General features: G+C 31.7%; 11 protein-coding genes and 4 pseudogenes. 11 read left to right on the top strand and 4 right to left on the bottom strand.

Annotated elements, in window-relative coordinates; genetic code table 11:
* Window positions 1–14: 14 nt before the first annotated feature.
* The 10 genes and pseudogenes from tilS (at window position 15) to AC0L4B_RS13345 (ending at window position 13,411) form a co-directional block, all read left to right on the top strand.
* A complete protein-coding gene (tilS, locus tag AC0L4B_RS13390) occupies window positions 15–1,352 on the top strand; it encodes a tRNA lysidine(34) synthetase TilS (RefSeq protein WP_473437358.1) in 1,338 nt (445 codons plus the stop codon).
* A complete protein-coding gene (locus tag AC0L4B_RS13385; RefSeq protein ID WP_473437357.1) occupies window positions 1,353–3,728 on the top strand; it encodes a protein-disulfide reductase DsbD family protein in 2,376 nt (791 codons plus the stop codon).
* A gap of 49 nt (window positions 3,729–3,777) precedes the next feature.
* Window positions 3,778–5,403, top strand: a complete 1,626-nt coding sequence (ade, locus tag AC0L4B_RS13380; RefSeq protein ID WP_473437356.1) for an adenine deaminase — start codon at window positions 3,778–3,780, stop codon at window positions 5,401–5,403.
* 26 nt (window positions 5,404–5,429) lie between these two features.
* Window positions 5,430–6,389 (top strand): YheT family hydrolase, encoded by a 960-nt coding sequence (locus AC0L4B_RS13375; protein WP_473437355.1) that lies wholly within the window; start codon window positions 5,430–5,432, stop codon window positions 6,387–6,389.
* A gap of 62 nt (window positions 6,390–6,451) precedes the next feature.
* Window positions 6,452–8,327: pseudogene (locus AC0L4B_RS13370) on the top strand (CocE/NonD family hydrolase).
* 46 nt (window positions 8,328–8,373) lie between these two features.
* Window positions 8,374–9,908 (top strand): annotated as a pseudogene (locus AC0L4B_RS13365) (YifB family Mg chelatase-like AAA ATPase).
* Between the two features lie 75 nt (window positions 9,909–9,983).
* A complete protein-coding gene (locus AC0L4B_RS13360) occupies window positions 9,984–10,343 on the top strand; it encodes a hypothetical protein (protein ID WP_473437354.1) in 360 nt (119 codons plus the stop codon).
* A gap of 979 nt (window positions 10,344–11,322) precedes the next feature.
* Window positions 11,323–11,685 (top strand): hypothetical protein, encoded by a 363-nt coding sequence (locus AC0L4B_RS13355; protein ID WP_473437353.1) that lies wholly within the window; start codon window positions 11,323–11,325, stop codon window positions 11,683–11,685.
* Between the two features lie 9 nt (window positions 11,686–11,694).
* On the top strand, window positions 11,695–12,402 hold the full coding sequence (locus tag AC0L4B_RS13350) for a hypothetical protein (RefSeq protein ID WP_473437352.1): 708 nt from the start codon (window positions 11,695–11,697) through the stop codon (window positions 12,400–12,402).
* Between the two features lie 352 nt (window positions 12,403–12,754).
* Window positions 12,755–13,411, top strand: coding sequence for a sensor histidine kinase (locus tag AC0L4B_RS13345; RefSeq protein ID WP_473437351.1), 657 nt, complete (start codon window positions 12,755–12,757; stop codon window positions 13,409–13,411).
* Window positions 13,412–13,424: 13 nt separating this feature from the next.
* Here AC0L4B_RS13345 and AC0L4B_RS13340 read toward each other — a convergent pair whose 3' ends face one another.
* From AC0L4B_RS13340 to panB, 3 genes and pseudogenes are all read right to left on the bottom strand, one after another.
* Window positions 13,425–14,795, bottom strand: coding sequence for an aldehyde dehydrogenase (locus AC0L4B_RS13340; protein WP_473437350.1), 1,371 nt, complete (start codon window positions 14,793–14,795; stop codon window positions 13,425–13,427).
* A gap of 140 nt (window positions 14,796–14,935) precedes the next feature.
* A pseudogene (locus AC0L4B_RS13335) lies at window positions 14,936–15,629 on the bottom strand (RluA family pseudouridine synthase).
* Window positions 15,630–15,651: 22 nt separating this feature from the next.
* Window positions 15,652–16,470 carry a 3-methyl-2-oxobutanoate hydroxymethyltransferase gene (gene panB, locus AC0L4B_RS13330; protein ID WP_473437349.1) on the bottom strand — a complete coding sequence of 273 codons (819 nt, stop codon included), beginning with the start codon at window positions 16,468–16,470 and terminating at the stop codon, window positions 15,652–15,654.
* Between the two features lie 143 nt (window positions 16,471–16,613).
* Between panB and AC0L4B_RS13325 the strand changes: the two genes are divergently transcribed.
* Window positions 16,614–17,036, top strand: coding sequence for a nuclear transport factor 2 family protein (locus tag AC0L4B_RS13325; RefSeq protein WP_473437348.1), 423 nt, complete (start codon window positions 16,614–16,616; stop codon window positions 17,034–17,036).
* On the opposite strand, the pseudogene AC0L4B_RS13320 reads toward AC0L4B_RS13325, so the two are convergent.
* Window positions 17,033–18,453 (bottom strand): annotated as a pseudogene (locus AC0L4B_RS13320) (L-serine ammonia-lyase). The gene AC0L4B_RS13325 and the pseudogene AC0L4B_RS13320 overlap by 4 nt on opposite strands.
* Window positions 18,454–18,567 lie beyond the last annotated feature (114 nt).

Genomic DNA, 18,567 nt, shown 5'->3' with positions numbered 1-18,567 from the left:
ATGCCTTTTGACTTATGCCTTATAACTTACTAGAACACTTCCAAAATCACATAAACAATGCACTTCCTTTTCTTAAAAAAAGCAAACTATTAATTGCTATTTCAGGAGGATTAGATAGTGTTATATTAACGCATTTATGTCAACAATCAAATTTAAATATAACTTTAGCTCACTGTAATTTTAATTTAAGAGGAATAGAAAGTGATGCTGACGAAAAATTTGTTCTAGATTTAGCAGACAGTCTAAATTTAGAGATTTTTACCGAAAGTTTTAATACCGAAGCTTACGCTGAAAACACGAAGCAATCCATACAAATGGCAGCAAGATCCTTGCGTTACAATTGGTTTCAGGATTTGGCTGTACAGTTAGATTTTGATTATATTTTAACTGCGCATCATGCAGACGATAATTTAGAAACCTTTTTAATTAACCTGACAAGAGGTACAGGTTTAGAAGGTTTAAAAGGAATTCCGGAAATAAACCATAACATAGTACGTCCTTTATTACAGTTTTCTAGAGAAACTATTGAAGCTTATGCTAATCTAAACCAACTACAATGGAGGGAAGACAGTAGTAATGCATCAACTAAATACCTTCGTAATAAATTAAGGCACGATGTAATTCCTATTTTAAAAGATATCAATAGTAATGTATTGACTAATTTTAAAAATACGATTAGTAACATCAATGACACTTCAGATATTGTTGAAGAAAGTGTGCAAGCTGTACTAAAACGAGCAATTATTGATATTGACAATACTCAGATTAGTTATAAAATTTCAGAATTTATTAAAGTCCACAATCCTAAAGCATATTTATATGAAATTTTTAAAGACTACGGATTTACACAATGGACTGACATAGTCAATTTATTGACAGCACAAAGCGGGAAACAAGTCTTTTCTGCAACGCATCAATTACTTAAAAATAGAGACACCTTGATTTTAAGTGAATTAAAAAGTGAGGCTGATCAGCATCAAAATGAAGCTTCAGTTATAATCAACAATTTAGAAAATGAAATTGAGGTTTCGTCAGGTGTTTTATCTTTTGAAACAGTAGCAACTATGGACAAATCAGAGCCTTCTACAATCTATATTGATAAAGAAAAGTTAAAATTACCTTTAACTGTAAGACATTGGCAAGAAGGAGACTATTTTTACCCTTTAGGTATGCTTGGTAAGAAAAAACTCAGCAAGTTTTTTAAAGATCAAAAATTATCTGTTTTAGCAAAACAAAAAGTTTTATTATTGTGTAGCCAAGATAAAATTGTTTGGGTTGTCAACCATCGTGCGGACGATAGGTTTAAAGTTACAAACCAAACTAAATCAATACTAAAAATTAAACTATCATAAATGAAGCATATAACCGCTTTTATACTATTTTTTATCACTGTATTTACTGTTAATGCTCAGTTAGCTCCTGTAAAATGGACTACTGAAGTTGAAAAAATATCTGACACAGAATACAACCTAATTTATAATGCCAACATAGACGATCATTGGCATTTGTACGCTCAGACTTTACCAGAAGGTGGTGCAATTCCAACTGAGTTTTTCTATCAAGATGAAGCATTGAGCAATGATTTTGAGTTAATTGGTAAAGCTTCGGAAAGCGAAAGTATCACCAAGTTTGATAAAGTGTTTCAAATGGAATTGTCCTATTTTGATAATTCGGCAACCTTCACTCAAAAAATAAAGCTTAAAAATCCAGATGTATCTCAAATTGAAGCCGAAATTAGTTTTCAAGCTTGTGATGATGCCAAATGTATTTTTGAAAGTGAGATTGTTACATTTCAACTTAAACAAGAAAAAAATAAAATTTTTGACCCTGTACAATGGACCTCTTCAATAAATAAACTAAATGACACAGATTATCAATTAGTTTATACAGCTACTTTAGAAGATAAATGGCACATTTATTCTCAGAATAATACTGAGCCGATGGGTCCAATTCCAACCGAAATTACCTTTAAAGATAATGTCAATAAAGACTATCAATTAATTGGAGAATTAAAGGAGTCTAAAACAGTTACAAAATATGAAAATGCATTTGCAATGGATGTCACATATTTTGATGATAAAGCAGTGTTTACACAAAAAATTAAAGTATTAAATCCTGCGCTTAAAAAAATTGAAGCAGAAGTCTTTTATCAAGCTTGTGATGACGAGAAATGTTTGGCACCAACGACTTTTGAGTTTGTAAACAATTTAGATGGTACAGAAGCAGCTATTAAAACTTTAAATATTGATGCAACAGATTTAGATAAATCTAAAGCTTTAAATTTAGGTGTTACAGGTTGGGATAAATATGAAAAAGAAGAAGTTAAAGAAAAAACTAATTTTGGGATATTTATACTTGGCTTCATTGGTGGGTTAATTGCTTTATTAACACCATGCGTCTTCCCGATGATTCCTTTAACAGTATCCTTTTTTACAAAAGGTGCAGAAAACACACAAAAAGGGTTAGCCAATGCTATAATCTATGGCTTATTTATATTGGTTATATATGTGTTACTTTCGTTACCATTTCACTTTTTAGATTCATTAAATCCAGAAATTTTAAACACAATATCAACTAACGTTATATTAAATATAATTTTCTTTTTGATTTTAGCGTTTTTTGCTTTTTCATTTTTTGGTTTTTATGAAATCACTTTACCTGCATCTTGGGGAAATAAAATGGACGAAACATCATCTAGAGTTGGAGGTATTATAGGTATCTTTTTTATGGCTTTAACTTTAGCTATTGTATCTTTTTCTTGTACAGGACCAATTTTAGGCTCACTGTTAGCAGGCTCTTTAACCAGTGATGGAGGAGCCATGCAATTAACAGCAGGAATGTCTGGTTTTGGTTTGGCATTAGCATTACCATTTACCTTATTTGCAATGTTTCCAAAATGGTTAAACTCGTTACCAAAATCTGGAGGTTGGTTAAATTCGGTTAAAGTTGTTTTAGGATTTTTAGAATTAGGTATGGCATTTAAATTTTTGTCCAATGCAGATTTAGTAAAACATTGGGGACTTTTAAAACGTGAAGTATTTATAGGAATCTGGATTATTATTGGGATTGGATTATTATTGTATTTATTGGGGAAAATTAAGTTTCCACACGATAGCCCTTTAAAAAAGTTAAGTTTTAGTCGCATATCTTTTGCAGTATTAGTTGGTGCATTTGTAGTGTATTTAATTCCTGGTTTGACTAATACTAAATATGCTAATTTAAAGCTGTTAAGTGGGTTTCCGCCACCTTTACCATACAGTATTTATGAGAAAGATAGTGACTGTCCTTTAGGATTAAATTGTTATAAAGATATTGAAGAAGGTATTACTGCTGCTAAGGCAGAAAATAAACCAATAATGTTAGATTTTACAGGTTGGGCTTGTGTAAACTGTAGAAAAATGGAAGAGCAGGTGTGGAGTCAAGATAAAATATACGAACTATTAAAGGACAAATATATTATCGTGTCTTTATATGTTGATGATCGTAAAGAGTTACCTGAAGACCAGCAATTTAAATTTGTAAAAGCTAACGGAAAGCTTAAAAACATTAAAACCATAGGAGACAAATGGGCAACATTACAAACCCTTAATTTCCAGAATAATTCGCAACCATTTTATGTGTTAGTAAATGATAAAATGGAGCTTTTAAATCATACTACAGCCTACACACCAAATGCAGACGAGTATTTAAAATGGCTAGAAATTGGATTAGAAAATTTTAAAAATTAAATTAAAAGTCCTGCAATCGCAGGATTTTTTTACTGTTATATAGTACAATATGAAAACAATACAAGGACAAATAGTAGATATACAAAACCAACGCATTTTTAGTGGCGAAATCACCATTGATTCAGGTAAAATAAAATCTATTACAGAAAAAGAACACGATGTAAAACACTACATTTTACCTGGTTTTGTTGATGCACACATACATATTGAAAGCTCGATGTTAGTCCCATCAGAGTTTGCTAAAATAGCAGTTAAACATGGGACTATTGCAACGGTTAGTGATCCGCATGAAATAGCAAATGTTTTAGGAGTAGCAGGAGTGGAGTTCATGATTGAAAACGGAAAACAAACCCCTTTTAAATTCAATTTTGGAGCGCCAAGTTGCGTGCCAGCGACTACTTTTGAGTCGGCTGGAGCAATTATAGATTCTGACGACATCAAAACCTTGATGGCTAATCCAGATATTAAGTATCTAGCCGAAATGATGAATTATCCTGGTGTATTGTTTGATGATCCAGAAGTGCTTAAAAAAATAGCTTGGGCCAAACACTACAACAAACCAGTAGATGGTCATGCACCAGGTTTAAGAGGTGATGATGTTACTAAATACATTAATGCAGGCATTAGCACAGATCACGAATGTTTTACTTATGACGAGGCATTGGAAAAACTTCAAAAAGGAATGAAGATTTTAATCCGAGAGGGTAGTGCTGCCAAAAATTTTGAAGCGTTAATAGACTTGCTACCTGAGCATTATCAAAACATGATGTTTTGTAGTGACGACAAGCATCCAGATGATTTATTATTAAACCATATCAACGCGCTTTGTGCTAGAGCTGTTGCTAAAGGTATGGATGTCTTTAAAGTATTGCAAGTAGCGTGTATTAATCCCGTTAAGCATTATAATTTAGACGTTGGATTATTACAAAAAAATGATGTAGCAGATTTTATTATAGTTGAAGATTTAAAAGCATTTAAAACCCTTCAAACGTATATTGATGGAGCATTAGTGTTTGATAACGGAACGTCCTTAGTAAAAGACGTAACGTTTGAAAATCTTAATAATTTTGATACAGAAATTAAAACAATTGAAGATTTTAAAGTCGAAAGTTCGGCTAAACAAATACGTGTTATTGAAGCTTTAGAAGGTCAATTGGTAACTAATCAGTTAACAGAAGAGGCAACTATCCAAAATGGAAACTTGGTATCTAATACAGAAACGGATGTTTTAAAAATGACAGTGGTCAACCGTTATAAAAATGATGTGCCAGCACTAGCATTTATTAAAAACTTTGGATTAAAGGAAGGTGCTATTGCAAGTTCTGTTGGACATGATTCTCATAATATTATTGCAGTTGGTGTAAGTGATGAAGCCATTTGTAAAGCAGTAAACTTAATAATTGAAAACAAAGGTGGGATTTGTGCTGTGTCAGATACAGGTCAAAAAATAATATCCCTTCCTGTGGCTGGAATTATGAGTGATAAAAATGCTGAAGCTATTGGTCACGCTTACGCGGAATTGGATACGTTTGCTAAACAATTGGGTACAACATTAAATGCACCATATATGACCTTATCTTTTATGGCTTTATTGGTAATTCCTGCGCTTAAATTAAGTGATAAAGGCTTGTTTGATGGCGGAAAATTTGAGTTTACAAGTTTAGAGGTTAATTAATATTTCGACCATTAATAAAATAATCTATGCCAATAATTGAATCACATTACAAACCTAAATTCATCTTCAGAAATGGACACTTATCCACTATATATTCTGGTGTATTTCGTAAAGTAGAAGGTGTATCTCAAAAACGAGAACGCATTACTTTGCCAGATTCAGATTTTATAGATTTAGATTGGAGCCATGCAAATAAACCAACCAATCAATTATTGATTATTATCCATGGTCTAGAAGGTAATGCACAACGTCATTACATGTTAGGGTCTGCAAAAATTGCTAACCATAATGGTATTGATGCAGTTTGTATAAATTTAAGAGGTTGTAGTGGAGAGGTTAATACAAGTTTTCAATCGTATCATTCAGGTAAAACAGACGATTTAGCTTCGGTTTTAAACCACATAATATCAAAATATAATTATGATACTATTTTTTTAAATGGTTTTAGTTTAGGAGGAAATCTTATTTTAAAGTATTTAGGAGAAACTGCTAAGCTTCCAAAAGAAGTTAAAGCAGCTGTAACCGTTTCTGTTCCTGTGTATTTAAAAGGATCCTTACAACGTTTAATGGCCTCAGGAAATGTTATGTATTCTACTAAGTTTTTAAAAGATTTAAAAGAAAAACTAAAACAGAAGCAACAACAATTTCCTGAAAAAATTAAAACTTCAGATTTCAATTCCGTTAAGACTTTAAAAGATTTTGACGATGTGTATACCTCAAAAGCGCATGGTTTTAAGGATGCTTATGATTATTACCAAAAATCAAGTAGTCTTCAGTATTTAAAACATATTTCAATACCTACGTTACTAATAAATGCTCAAAACGATTCGTTTTTATCCAAAGAATGTTATCCTATTGAAGCTGCACAGCAAAACCCCAATTTATATTTAGAAATGCCAAAATATGGTGGTCATGTCGGTTTTTATCAAACCAAAGCGACCTATTATTCAGAACAAAGAATGCTTCAGTTTTTAACAGAATTGTAGATTAGTACTCTTATTCAATTTATATATAAATACTTATCTTTAGTTTTTCAAAATAAAAACTAATGAAACGTATCCTAATTCTACTAGTTTTAACACTAGTATTTTCGTCTTGTAAAGACCAAGTAAAACCTGACACACAAACCACTGCAAAAGCAATAGATGACTACGTTGTTGCAGAGCATTACACTAAAAAAGAAGTGTCCATTACAATGCGTGATGGTATTAAACTGCACACCACAATTTATTCTCCTAAAGATACGTCAAAACAGTATCCTATATTGATGCAACGTACACCTTACAGTTGTAAACCCTATGGTGATAACGAGTTTAAATCTAAAATAGGACCTAATCAATATTTAATGAAAGAAGGTAATATTATAGTCTATCAAGATGTACGTGGACGATGGAATAGTGAAGGCGTTTATGATAATATGCGTGCGTTTATACCAAACAAAACAGGTGAACAATTTGATGAAGCAAGTGACACGTACGACACAATAGATTGGTTGGTTAAAAACGTTGACAATAATAACGGAAACGTTGGTACTTGGGGAATTTCATATCCTGGTTTTTATACCACATATTCTACATTATCTGGTCATCCAGCTTTAAAAGCAGCCTCACCACAAGCTTGTATTGGAGATTTCTTTTTTGATGACTTTTTCCATAACGGAGCATTTTTATTAAGTTATTGGAGAGCAACCTCTGTATTTGGTTACATGAAGGACCAACCTACAAAAGAGGCTTGGTATAAATTTCCAGACATTGGTACAGAGGACCAATACCAGTTTTTTAGACGCTGGACCACTTAGTAATTTAAATTCATACTATGGTGAAGATAATGAGTTTTGGAACCAAATTAAAAGCCATCCAAATTATGACGAGTTTTGGCAGAGTAGAGGTATTATTCAGCATTTAAAAGATGTTAAACCAGCGACATTAATTGTTGGAGGTTTATTTGATGCAGAGGATTTATATGGTCCTTTTAATACTTATAAAAGTATTGAAAAAAATAGTGATAATTACAACGCTGTTGTTTTTGGACCTTGGAGTCATGGTGATTGGGCAAGAAATAAAGACCGTCAAGTTGTTGGTAATATTCATTTTGGTGATCAAATTTCTGATGATTTTCAAAAAAATATCGAAACAAAATTCTTTAATCATTTCTTAAAAGGAAAAGCAGACGGAACGTTAGATTTACCTGAAGCTCACTTTTTTAATACAGGTACTAAACAATGGACAGATTTTACAGCTTGGCCACCAGAAAACAGTGTTAAGGAAAGTTATTTTATGCAACCAGAACAACGTTTAACGCAACAAGCTAATCGTATGGTAGCTACAAGTGATTTTATTAGTGATCCTAAAAAACCTGTGCCTTACACAGAAGATGTTAAAGTCGTGTTTACACCACGTAAATTTATGACGGACGACCAACGTTTTGCTTCTAGACGTCCAGACGTGTTAACATTTGAAACTGAAGTTTTAGAAAACGATGTGACTTTAGCTGGCGATATCCTAGCAAAACTACAAGTATCAACAACTGGTACTTCTGCAGATTGGATTGTAAAAGTTATTGATGTGTTTCCTGCAGAAACCGAAAACACAGACGATGTACAAGACCATTTAAAGCTTAGTAATTACCATATGATGGTTAGAAGTGAAACCATGCGTGGACGTTTTAGAAACAGTATGAGTACTCCAGAACCTTTTGTGCCAAATCAAAAAACAGCTGTTAATATTAAGTTACAAGACGTGTTGCATACCTTTAAAAAAGGACATAAAATACAGGTACAAGTGCAAAGTACATTTTTTCCTTACATAGATATCAATCCACAAACATATGTAGATAATATTTTTGAAGCTAAAGCTTCAGATTTTAAAGCACAAACCCATAAAGTTTATAATGATTCAGAAATAGAGTTTACAGTTTTGAAGTAAATTTTAGAAAACTTTTCCTACATTTAGTAACTAAATTAACCATTTTATGCTTAAAAAAGTTTTTGGAAGTGCTGTTTTTGGTGTTGAAGCCACAACAGTAACCGTTGAAGTTAACGTAGATAGTGGTATTGGCTATCATCTTGTTGGACTTCCGGATAATGCAATTAAAGAAAGTAATTTTAGGATTGCAGCTGCGCTTCAGAATAATGGTTATAAAATTCCTGGAAAAAAATAATTATCAATATGTCACCAGCAGACCTTCGTAAAGAAGGTTCTGCTTATGACTTAACATTGGCAATGGGTATTTTAGCAGCTTCAAAACAAATAGTTGCTGAAAATTTGGAAGAGTTTTTAATCATGGGAGAATTATCCTTAGACGGAACCTTACAACCTATTAAAGGCGCTTTACCAATTGCTATCAAAGCTAGAGAAGAAGGTTATAAAGGATTTATACTTCCTATTCAAAATGTTAAAGAAGCTGCTATTGTTGATGGTCTTGAAGTGTATGGCGTTGAAAATATTAAACAAGTCATTAATTATTTTGATAAAGGTGAAGCTTTAGAGCAAACAGTAATTGATACAAGAAAAGAATTTGAAAAAAGTCTTGATTTTCCGGAGTTTGATTTTAGTGATGTAAAAGGTCAAGAAAGTATAAAGCGTTGCATGGAAATTGCAGCAGCAGGTGGACATAATATTATTTTGATTGGTCCTCCAGGAGCAGGTAAGACAATGTTAGCAAAACGCTTACCTAGTATTTTACCACCAATGACGTTACATGAAGCTTTAGAGACAACTAAAATACATAGTGTTGTAGGTCGTGTCAAAGATTCAGGATTAATGGCTCAAAGACCATTTAGAAGTCCGCATCACACTATTAGTGATGTAGCTTTAGTTGGAGGAGGAGCTTATCCACAGCCAGGAGAAATATCATTATCACACAATGGTGTTTTATTTTTAGATGAATTACCAGAATTTAAACGAGGTGTTTTAGAAGTTATGCGTCAACCTTTAGAGGATAGAGAAGTCACCATTTCTAGAGCTAGATTTACAGTAACTTATCCATCATCGTTTATGTTAGTTGCTAGTATGAATCCTAGTCCAAGTGGTTATTTTAACGATCCTGATGCTCCTGTAACTAGTAGTCCAGCTGAAATGCAACGGTATTTAAGTAAAATTTCTGGACCGCTTTTAGACAGGATAGATATACATATAGAAGTGACTCCAGTTCCTTTTGAAAAATTATCAGAAGAACGTAAAGGCGAATCTTCAGTCGATATCAGAAAACGTGTTACAACAGCACGTCAAATACAAACAGCACGTTTTAAAGATTTTGAGAATGTACATTATAACGCACAAATGTCTACTAAGCAAATTAGAGTGTATTGTAAACTAGAAGACGCTTCAAAACAATTACTTAAAACAGCAATGGAACGTTTAAATCTTTCTGCTAGAGCGTATGACAGAATTTTAAAAGTTTCTAGGACTATTGCAGATCTGGAAGGTAGTGACGCTGTATTAGGCAATCACATAAGTGAAGCAATACAATACAGAAGTTTAGATAGAGAAGGTTGGTTGGGTTGATTTTCTTAAAAAATTAACATTTTTTTATTACATTAGTACTCTAGCTATTAATAATTTTAAACAATTGTCAAAAAAATGTCAAGACCAACCGGAAAAATCACAGCGACTGAAGCTGAAGAATTAAATGATGCATGGACTAATTTACGTAAAAATGCCAATGATACAGCAGCAGGTAAACCTGATAATAGATCAACTTGGTATTCTCTAGAAGATATGGAAGCTTTTATCGAAATGATAAAAGATGAAAATTCAACAGTAAATGGAGTTAGGTGTTATTTAGGAGTACAAAAAACGGATCAAGATCCAAAGGGATATACTACCATATTTATGGTGCCTACTGAAAAAAATGGTAATATAAACCAAGATATAATTGGTGCCAATGGAATGGATAGAGGAGATGGTGGAATGCCACCTGATCAAGGATATCCAAACTAAGTCATATGGAGAGTTTTTTACATCAAAACTATAGTTTTTTAACTAAATTTTTTATTCTGATAGCAGTTGTTTCTGGAATTGTATCTTACAAGAAATACAAAGGGACACCTGCTATTTTTTTTATCAAAATTGTATTATTTCTTTTTTTAATAGAAATAATTGGTTCTTATTATAAACTGAAAGGCTTACATCGCTTTTTTGATCCCATATTTAGTTCGGTATTTAAGAAAAATTTTTGGTGGTACACCATAGCATTTGATATAGTAGTAATTGTATTATTCTCTGTACTATTTCAAAAAGTAATAGCAAATAAATCCTTCAAAAGGATATTAAAGTATACTACATACTGTTTTATATTATTTTCATTAATTCATATCTTATATAACAAAGACTTATTTTTTATTCAGTTTTTTCCAATGATTCAAATTGCTGGAGCCTTGGTAATCCTAAGTTGTAGTATATTGTATTTTATTGAATTATTACTCACTAATAAAATTCTTAAATTTTATAAATTTATTTATTTCTATATAGTAATTGCCATATTTATTTGGTGGCTAGTTGTTACACCATTAACTTTTTATGATGTTTATATGGTTAATAGTGATTGGGAGTATATATTTTTAAAATGGCAAATTTACTTAACATTAAACTTCATAATGTATATGTTATTTGCAATTGGTTTTTTTATCTCAGAACCTCAAACTTTGCCAACAACAAACAAAAAAATTAATAATAATTGAATATTCCATTTAAATAAGTATGATTGAATATTCAATTCATTCAAAACATTGATTTTGTATGCTTTATAATAGTATGATTTGTTTTTGAAAATAACAATATTATATGGTTCGCTAAAAATATTGTTTTTCTTATTCTTTGCTAAGGCTTCTAGTTTAAAAGAAAAACTTTAGCTATTAATATAATTTAAGTACTTTCGTGCTCGAGCTATTAATAACTATTAACAATAATTAAAAAAAAGATGTCAAAACCAAAAGGAGTGATTACAGCAAAAGAAGCGATAGCGCTTAGTGATCAATGGACTAAATTAAGAAAAGAGGCTAATGATAAAGCAGCCGACAAACCAGATAACAGATCTTCATGGTACTCGTTGGAGGAGATGGAAACCTTTATCAAAATGATTAAAGAAGAAAATAAATCTGTAAACGGTGTTAGGTTTTATCTAGGAGTAGATAAAGTTTCAAAATTAGATCCTAAAGGATACACGACTATTTTTATGGTGCCAACTGAAGAAATAAATGGTGGTAATCATGACATAATTGGTGCAAACGGAATGGATAGAGCAGGTAATGGTAATCCACCACAATCAGGTTGTCCACAATAAAACAATCTAATGCTAGATTTTTTATTTAAAAACTATTTTCTAATTACACATACATTAGAAGCAACAACAGCTGTAATAGGTCTTTTCTGTTTGAAAAAATATAAAGACACAGCTGTTGTTTTTTTTATTAAAATTTTAGTGTTTTTATTTTTTGTAGATTTTTTAGGTTCTTATACTCTATATTTAAATAGTTTTGAATTTTTTAAACCTATTAAAGGCACTAAGTTCGCCAATAATACCTGGTGGTTTACTTTGTTTTTTGATGTTTTTGCAGTTTCTTTTTTAACTTTTTTCTATATCAAACTTTTTAAAAATATTTTGTTAAAACAAATTATTAAAATAATTTTACTATCATTCTGGATTTATTGTTTTGCAAAGATCTTTAATGATTTTGATAGTTTATTTTATACTTCAGATCCTATAATATACATATTTGGAGCAATATTAATTATTGGGTGTACTTCAATATATTTTATACAATTATTACAAAACGAAAATCTATTAAAGTTTTCAACATCACCTTATTTTTATATAAGTATATCTTTGTTTTTATGGTGGTTAATCGTTACACCATTAGTATTTTATGATAAGTACTACATCTTAGAAGATAAAAGCTTTATTAACTTAAAACGCAGTATTTACGTGTTTTCAAATTTGTTTATGTATTCTACATTTGCTATTGGGCTTTTGGTCTCAAAACGTGAACAATTAAAATAATATTATAATTCTAAGCTTCTATTTATGTTTTTTAGTTGATTTTATAGGTGTAACAAATTTGAATAACCATCTGCATTACAAAATTCTGTATTGTTAAAATTAAAAACGTTAGCTATTTCTGTTTACTATTATATTTATGTATACTTGTTTTACAACAAGACTTATAGTCTTTAAAACACGATTTAAACATGACTAATTTATTATTGTTTTTACAATCACCTCAAGTATCTACTGCTGCAGAACGGTACTTATTAATATATATGATTGGTGTTCTAATAGTCGTAACTACACTAGTTATTTTATTCTTTATTGTCTTTCAAAAAGAAAAAATCAATTATTATTAGATCAAATTATGCAGCAACAAGCTTTTGAAGCAGAATTGTCTAATGCACAAACAGAAATACAAGAACAAACCTTAAAAAATATTGGTTGGGAGCTGCATGATAATGTTGGACAACTATTAGCAGCTGCAAGTATGCAACTTAACATTCTAAAAACTAAACTGAATACCGAAGCGCAAGACAATTTTTCTGAAGCTTCAGATTTTGTTAAACAAAGTTTAAAAGAAGTAAGGATGTTATCTAGGTCGTTAAACAACGAAGTTATATTAAATATTGGTTTTGAGCAGTCTATAACTAACGAGTTGAATAGGCTTAAAAAGATGAAGTTTGCTTCTGCAGAACTTCATGTTAAAGGTGAAGTTATACCTTTTAATAATAAAAAACACGAAATTATAATCTTTAGAATATTACAAGAGTTTTTTTCCAATACAGTTAAGTATTCTGATGCAAAAAACCTTTCAGTTATTCTTAATTATGAGCATGATAAATTAGTTATAAAAGCTACAGATGATGGTAAGGGATTTAACACAGAAACCGTAGAAAAGGGCTCTGGATTATTAAATATGAAAAGTCGCGCAGAACTTATAAATACTACTTTTAGTTTGCAATCAAATCCAGGTGAAGGTGTTGAGTTGCAACTTGAATATCCTTTAAATCAACCAGCATAAACTTTGTAGGAAGCTATAACCATTTAAGCACTTTTTTAATAGTGTTTAGTTTACCTTTATAAGGTGCATAGCGTACAGGGATATCTAACCAATTTGCTTTTTTTACAACTCCTTTTTTATGACTAAACGTGTCAAAAGTATGTTGACCATGATAAGCTCCAATACCGCTATTACCAACTCCTCCAAACGGTAGTTTATGATTGGCAAAATGTACTAAAGTATCGTTTATGCAACCTCCTCCAAACGAATATTTTTTTATTAATTGTTTCGCTTTCGCGGAATTTGTGCTAAATACATACAAACTTAAAGGTTTGTTATAAGATAATATAATGCTATCTAAAGTAGAATCGTCTTGATAAGAAATAACAGGAAGTATAGGCCCAAATATTTCATCTCTCATGATTTCGCTATCTAATTTAGGTTCGTCTACAATGGTAGGCGCGATGTATAAGTCGTTAGCATTTGTTTGACCTCCAATAATGCATTTTTGATTGACTAACATCTCTGACAAACGTTCAAAATTTTTGATATTTATAATTCTAGCTAAATCTTTTGAATCTTCAGGTTTTTGTCCATAAGCTAATTCTATTTCATGTTGTATAGCTTTATAAAAGGCTTCCTTTTTTGTATGATGTATCAAAACATAATCAGGAGCAATACAGGTTTGACCAGCATTAACAAATTTACCCCAAACGACTCGTTTTGCAGTAAGTTTAATATTGGCAGTGTCGTCTATTATACAAGGATTTTTGCCTCCTAATTCTAATGTTATTGGTGTTAAATTTGGTGCTGCAGCTTTGGCTACTATTTTACCAACATTAACACTACCTGTAAAGAAAATATAATCCCAATGTTGATGTAATAATTGTGTAGATGTGCCAACACCACCCTGAACTACAGTAACATGCTCTGGTTTAAATACCTTTTTTATAATATCACTCAATAAAGCAGAGGTGTTTGGTGTAAGTTCACTTGGTTTAAGTATAACTGTATTTCCTGCTGCAACAGCTCCAACTAAAGGAGCTATTGCTAGTTGGTATGGGTAGTTCCAAGGCGCGATGATTAAAATATTTCCATAAGGTTCTGAATACAAATAATCTGATGAAGGAAAATTTAATAATGCAGGAAAAACACGTTTTGGTTTAGCCCATTTACTTAATTTTTTTATGGTATGTTTTAAATCTTGTATTACAATAGTAGTTTCGGTTAAAACGCTTTCAAATTCTGGCTTTTTAAAATCTTTATATAACGCCTCTGTGATTTCTTGTTCTCTAGTCGTTAAATGGTTTAAAAGTGATTTTAAGACCTTTTTACGGTAAGTCACCTCTAAAGTTTGTCCTGTTTTAAAAAACGTTTCTTGAGCATTTAATAGATCTGGAATCATGGATTTGTTTTAATTTTAAAGGTGTGTTTTTTTAGATTATTACTATTGCGTTAGTGGTAGAAATGGCATCCTTTTTTGCTGCCATATATGGCAAAAAAAGATATAATGGATGACACGACCCTTGTGGTAACGCCATAATATTAAAGACAAGCGTCCCAAATGGGATCTTTAGGTAAAGGTGCTGTAATATTTAAATCGACTTTTGATACTGGGTGTGTAAAAGTGATGTTTCTGGCATGTAAACTAATACTTGCGTCTTTATTACTGCGATCAAATCCGTATTTTAAATCTCCTTTTATTGGGCTACCTATTGTGGATAATTGTACACGTATCTGATGATGACGTCCTGTTTCTAGATTAACTTCTAATAGATAATAATTGTCTAATTTTTTTAAAGTTTTGTAATGTAATATTGCTTTTTTACTATCAGGAACTTCTTTTTGTAAGCTCTGGATTTGTTGTTTTTAGGATTTTTTTAAGCCAATGTATCAAGGTTCCAGAGGAGTTTTCTGGTGGATTTTTGACTAAAGCCCAATAGGTTTTAGAAATGTCTTTAGATACAAATAGCTTGTTTAAACGTGGTAATGCTTTACTTGTTTTAGAAAAAATGACTAATCCTGTGGTTGGTCTATCTAACCTATGCACAGTCCCTAAATAGACATTTCCTGGTTTATTGTATTTAACAGCTATAAAATTTTTGACGACATCACTTAAAGGCGTATCTCCTGTTTTGTCTCCTTGAACAATATCTCCAGCACGTTTATTTACAACAATAATGTGATTGTCTTCATAAATAACCTGAAGATTCTCTTTATTAGATACTGTCTTTGACATTTTTAATGTTAACTATTGTAAGTTAATATTGCTCTTTATCGCTTGGAAAATCTCCACTTTTTACATCCTTACCATATTGAGTAAACGCTTTAGTCATGTCTTCGTAAAGATTCATGTAACGACGTAAAAATCTTGGGTTAAACTCGTGTGTCATCCCAATCATGTCATGCGTTACTAATACTTGACCATCAACACCATTTCCTGCTCCAATACCAATTACAGGAATAGAAACACTCTCGGCTACTTCTTGTGCTAATTTTGCTGGTATTTTTTCTAATACAATTGCAAAACATCCCGCTTTTTCAAGCATTAAGGCATCGTCTTTTAATTGTTTAGCTTCTTGCTCTTCTTTAGCACGTACAGTGTAGGTACCAAATTTATATATAGATTGAGGAGTTAATCCTAAATGTCCCATAACAGGTATTCCTGCATGTAGGATACGTTTAATAGAGTCTTTTACCTCTTTACCACCTTCCATTTTAACAGCATGTCCACCAGATTCTTTCATGATTCTAATAGCACTCCGTAAGGCTTCTTTTGGGTCACTTTGGTAACTACCAAACGGTAAGTCAACCACAACTAATGATCTGTCTATTGCTCTAACAACAGAGGACGCATGATAAATCATTTGGTCTAATGTTATAGGTAAAGTAGTTTCATGTCCAGCCATAACATTACTAGCAGAATCACCTACTAAAATAACGTCTGTACCTGCACTATCCACTATTTTAGCCATAGTATAGTCGTAAGCAGTTAGCATAGAGATTTTTTCTCCATTCTTTTTCATTTCTACTAATGACTTAACAGTTACTCTTTTGTATTCTTTTTTTGCTACAGACATATTTAGTTTCGTTTTTGTATAGATTGTAAATGTACAAAATTAAGGATTAAGGCTAAATTTTTCTTTAGTACTGAAAATCTTATATTTACGTTTTAATCATAAATTAAAATATTATATGAGATTTGTTTTTAGTCTTTTTTATATTGAACGTAGCTATTGTCTATGCACAAAATAATGCAGAAGAAGAGATGGTTATAAAAACAATCACTAACTTTTTTGAAGGTTTTCATGCTCAGGATAGCACTAAAATGTATAATGCTGTTTATAAAACAGTAATAATGCAATCTATTAGTAAAACAACGTCTAAAGATGTAACATTGTCTTTGACTAATTTTGATGCTTTTGTAGGTCAAATTAAATCAATTCCAAAAACCAATTCTTTTAAAGAAGTTTTATTAAGTTTTGAAGTGAAGATTGATGGTAATATGGCTAATGTTTGGACACCTTATGAGTTTTGGTACAATGACAAAAAAAGTCATTGTGGTGTTAACTCGTTTCAATTAATAAAAGAGAACAAACTGTGGAAAATATTTTATATAGTAGATACCAGACGCTCTTGTAATTAGCAATCTGCCAAACTTACACGAACTGCTAAACCACCTTCACTGGTTTCTTTATATTTGGTATTCATGTCTTTTGCAGTTTCCCACATAGTATCTACAACTTTATCTAAAGGTACTTTTACATTTTTGGATCTGTGTCAAGAGCAAGTTCTGCAGCGTTAATAGCTTTAATTGCTCCCATACTGTTGCGCTCTATACAAGGTATTTGTACTAAACCACCAATTGGGTCACAGGTTAGGCCAAGGTGATGTTCCATAGCTATTTCTGCAGCAATCATAACTTGTTCTGGTGTTCCACCAGAAAGTTGACATAATCCAGCAGCAGCCATTGCAGACGACACTCCAATTTCGGCTTGACATCCACCCATTGCAGCACTAATTGTAGCTCCTTTTTTAAAGATACTACCAATTTCACTAGCGACTAATAAAAAGGTTTTTATATCGTCAAAGTTAGCATCATGATTTTCAATAACCATATAATACATTAATACAGCAGGTATTACTCCAGCGCTTCCGTTAGTTGGTGCAGTTACTACACGTCCAAGTGAGGCATTTACCTCGTTAACAGCTAATGCAAAACAACTAACCCACTTTAGTATTTGTCTAAACTTAACTTCACTATGTCTAATACTTTCTAACCATTCTTGAGGTGTGTTGTATGGGACTTCTATATTCAATCTTTGGTGTGTATCAAAAGCACGACGTCTAACATTTAAACCTCCTGGTAAATTACCTTCCGTGTGACAACCAACAAACATACATTCTAACATGGTGTCCCAAATACGTTTTAGCTCAAAATCAATATCCTCATCAGATCTAAGTGAGCGTTCGTTTTCTAAAACAATTTCAGAAATAGATTTATTTTCATTATTACAAAAAGCTAATAGTTCTGAAGCTTTATCAATAGGAAAAGGAAATTCTTTTTTTAGTTCTTTATTTTCGGCATCAACCGTTCGTTCTTCTTTAACTACAAATCCACCACCAATAGAGTAGAAGGTAGAGGTGTGTATTTGGTTTTCCGCGAAAGCGGTAAACTTTATTCCATTTGCATGAAAAGGCAAGAAGGCACGATTAAAAACAATATCCTTTTTGATGTCAAAAGGGATAACACGCTCGTTATTTAAAACTAATTTTTCAGTATTATTAATAGAGGCTATAATAATATCTATGGTATCTGTTGGGATGCGTTCTGGATCTGCACCACTTAAACCAAGCATGACTGCTAAGTCAGTAGCATGTCCTTTACCTGTCAATGACAACGATCCGTAAAGGTCTATAGTTACGTTTTGGATACTATCAAAAAGATTGGCTTCTTTTAGCTCGTATATCCAACGCTCAGCAGCTCGCCAAGGACCTAAAGTATGAGAACTAGAAGGACCTACGCCAATTTTAAGCATGTCAAAAACAGAAATACACTCCATAACTTCGAAATCGTTTTAGTATTGAGCGACAAATATAGTTTTTTGTATCACATATTAATATTAAAAAGAAATAGATTTTAAAAGTGATTATGACATCGTGTCAGTCCTATTGTC

The organism is Olleya sp. NP1-10 (assembly GCF_055804415.1).
Note: the sequence above shows the minus strand (reverse complement) of the source record. Positions and strands in the feature narration are given on the sequence as shown.